This is a genomic window from Agromyces humi, assembly GCF_009720255.1.
In the GTDB taxonomy this organism is placed as follows: Bacteria; Actinomycetota; Actinomycetes; order Actinomycetales; family Microbacteriaceae; genus Agromyces; species Agromyces humi.
The window spans coordinates 1-2,083 of the sequence record NZ_WJSP02000525.1; the positions used below are offsets into that span (position 1 = coordinate 1).

The window sequence follows — 2,083 nt, forward strand, 5'->3', positions numbered from 1 at the left end:
GCGCCCGGGGCCCCGCCGCCGAGACGGCAGCCGCGACATCCGACGCCGACGACGCCTGAGCCCGGCTCCGCCGTCAGCCGCCGTCGCGCACGAGGCGGCGCAGCAGTCCGGCGAGCGTCGCCTGCTCGTCGCGACTCAAGCCGCGCAGCGCCTCCCCCTCGCGACCGGCGAGCTCGCGCATGGCCTCGTCGACGTGGGTGGCGCCGTCGTCGGTGAGGCGCACGAGCACGCTCCGGGCGTCGTTGGGGTTGGGACGGCGCTCGACGAGCCCACGCCGGGTGAGGTTGTCGAGCCGGTTCGTCATCGCCGCGCTGCCGATCATCGTCGCGGCGATGAGCTGGCCGGGGCTGAGCTCGTGCGGCGGCTCCTCGCGCCGCAGTGCGGCGAGCACGTCGAACTCCCACGCCGCGAGCCCGGCCGCGCTGAACGCCTCGGCACGCAGGTGCGCCAGCCGGTTCGCCGCCCGTCGCAGCCGCGACATGACGTCGAGCGGCGTCAGGTCGACGCCGGGGAGCCGACGCGACCACGCGTCGATGATCAGGTCGACGTCGTCATCGCGATCGCTCGCCGTTGGGGCCATACCGTCGAACGTACCTCGCTCGCGAGCCGCGTCGGCCTATTGCCGCGGCAGCACGGTCAGCACCCGCTGGATGTGCTCGCGGAACTCCGCCATGAAGCCCGTCAGGAACTCCTCGGTGCCGGCGTTGCGGATCTCGCCGTCGTCGCCGAAGGTCTCTGTCGAGTACTGGATGTACGCCTCGGGCGCGGTCATCTGCCGGGCGTTGCAGAAGCTCAGCACCGCACGCAGGCTCTGCTGCGCGAGCGCCGTGCCGATGGAGCCGACGGAGGCGCCGATGACCGCCGCCGGGATGTGGTCGAACGAGTTCTGCCCCCACGGGCGGGAGGCCCAGTCGATCGCGTTCTTGAGCGCGCCGGGGATCGAGCGGTTGTACTCGGGGGTCACGAAGAGCAGGGCGTCGGATGCCGCGATCGCCTCCTTCAGCGCGAGCGCCTCGGGCGGGTAGTCGTGGTCGTAGTCCTGGCTGTACAGCGGCAGGTTCCCGATCGGGATCTCGGTGAAGGCGAGGTCGTCCGGCGCGACCCGGATCAACGCCTTCGAGAGGATGCGGTTGACGGATGTCGACGACAGGCTGCCGACGAAGTAGCCGACCTGGTACGTGGGCATGGTGCCTCCTCACTCGGGGGCCCCACGCTACGCCCGCCGCCCTCGCCGCACGAGGGGTTGCGGAGTGGCCGCATGGGCGTCGAGGCTGGGCGCCGGGTGTGCGGTGTCGGCGCTCGAACCTACGATGGACCGCGGAGGCAGACCATGAGCGAGCAGGCCCTGAACGCCGATCGCCTCGGCGACGGCGCAGACGGCATGCGCCCGGGCGAGCACTCCTGGCCCGGCGACCTCACCACCGTCGACACTCGCTTCGGCGTGTTCGCGGCCGTCGACGACGGCGAGGTCACCCGCATCCGCAACATCCGCTATGCCCGCGCCGAACGGTTCGCGCCGGCCGTGCCGGTCGAGCCCGATCCGCACGAGGCATCCGCTCGGCAGTACCAGCGACTCGGATGCCCCCAGCCGCCCGCCTCGAGCGACGGCCTCTTCGGCGGCACGATGCGCGGCGTCGAGTTCGACGAGGACTGCCTGCGGCTCTCGATCACGCGCCCCGCCGATTGGGCCGGCGAGGCCCTGCCGGTCATGGTGTGGGTGCACGGCGGCTCGTACGTCTCGGGGGCGGGCGACGTCGGCGGCTACGATCCCGCCGCGCTCGTGCGCGAGCAGCGCGTCGTCGTGGTCACGATCACCTACCGGCTGGGCGTGCTCGGATTCCTCGGCGGCGGCGAACCCGGCGGCCGGCCGGCCAACCTCGGTCTGCTCGACCTGATCGAGGCGCTGCGGTGGGTCCGTTCGCGCATCGACGCGTTCGGCGGCGACCCCGGGCGGGTGACGGTCTACGCCTCGAGATGCTGGGTGCTCTCGCGGAGCGCCGCCGCGATGCTCGAGACCGCACGGTCGATCCGCCCGATGTCCTTGCGGATCTCGTAGATGCGACGATGGTCCTCGGTGGTGCCC

At 72.4% G+C, this 2,083-nt stretch carries 3 protein-coding genes; 1 reads left to right on the forward strand and 2 read right to left on the reverse strand.

Annotated features, from left to right (window positions below; all coding sequences use genetic code 11):
* Window positions 1-73: 73 nt before the first annotated feature.
* Together GH736_RS21755 and GH736_RS21760 are read right to left on the reverse strand one after the other, a co-directional pair.
* Window positions 74-580, reverse strand: a complete 507-nt coding sequence (locus GH736_RS21755; protein ID WP_159607016.1) for a MarR family winged helix-turn-helix transcriptional regulator — start codon at window positions 578-580, stop codon at window positions 74-76.
* 36 nt (window positions 581-616) lie between these two features.
* Complete coding sequence (locus GH736_RS21760) at window positions 617-1,186, reverse strand: NADPH-dependent FMN reductase (RefSeq protein WP_159607018.1); 570 nt, start codon at window positions 1,184-1,186, stop codon at window positions 617-619.
* 144 nt (window positions 1,187-1,330) lie between these two features.
* On the opposite strand from GH736_RS21760, the gene GH736_RS21765 reads away from it, so the two are divergent.
* Window positions 1,331-2,056 carry a carboxylesterase family protein gene (locus GH736_RS21765; protein ID WP_235934625.1) on the forward strand — a complete coding sequence of 242 codons (726 nt, stop codon included), beginning with the start codon at window positions 1,331-1,333 and terminating at the stop codon, window positions 2,054-2,056.
* Window positions 2,057-2,083 lie beyond the last annotated feature (27 nt).

Excerpts from the sequence above, each read along its gene's own strand:
- GH736_RS21755 (WP_159607016.1), bottom strand. The coding sequence starts at position 580 with ATGGCCCCAACGGCGAGCGATCGCGATGACGACGTCGACCTGATCATC.
- GH736_RS21760 (WP_159607018.1), bottom strand. The coding sequence starts at position 1,186 with ATGCCCACGTACCAGGTCGGCTACTTCGTCGGCAGCCTGTCGTCGACA.
- GH736_RS21765 (WP_235934625.1), top strand. The coding sequence starts at position 1,331 with ATGAGCGAGCAGGCCCTGAACGCCGATCGCCTCGGCGACGGCGCAGAC.